This is a genomic window from Sphingobium sp. (genome assembly GCF_033795625.1).
Lineage (GTDB): Bacteria > Pseudomonadota > Alphaproteobacteria > Sphingomonadales > Sphingomonadaceae > Sphingobium.
The window spans coordinates 1-507 of record NZ_JARYGI010000155.1 but is presented as its reverse complement, the minus strand read 5'-3'; the positions used below and the strand labels follow the sequence as shown (position 1 = coordinate 507).

1 protein-coding gene is annotated in these 507 nt (G+C 64.9%); it reads left to right on the top strand.

Annotation, left to right across the window (positions count from 1 at the left end):
- Positions 1–507 (top strand): conjugal transfer protein TraG N-terminal domain-containing protein (locus QHC67_RS19135; RefSeq protein WP_319296759.1); only part of this gene is annotated, 507 nt, incomplete at both ends.

Genomic DNA, 507 nt, shown 5'->3' with positions numbered 1-507 from the left:
AGTGTCGGCCGCCTATGGCGTGGACGATGACCAACTCTTCCGGACTTCGACCGACCTGCCCGCCTCCTTCGCAGCGATGGCCGGGCCCGCTACCTTCTCGACTGTCTATGCCGAGGCCGACAAGGGCGGCACGACGGTCAGTTGCACGGACGCGTGGACGCATATCTCGGATCGCCTCTCGGACCCGGTCCTGTTCGACGGCTACACCACACAGATCTGTGCGCGGACGGGATACGACACCGGCAATGCCCAGCAGATGACGCGCTGCCGGCAGCAGCTCGGCGAAATGGGCCAGATGATGCTGGGGCGGCCGCTGAGCGCACAGGCGTTCCTGACGCACATCCTCCTTGGCAACACGGTGGGCGACGTGCTGTTCGAGGATTCACCGGCAAGCGCGGCGCGGGTCATGGCCAATCGCGCAGTCATTTCCAACGGCCTTGCCACGATGTCGGTCGCGAACGAATGGATGCCGACGATCCGCGCCACCGTGTTCGGCATCATGCTGTT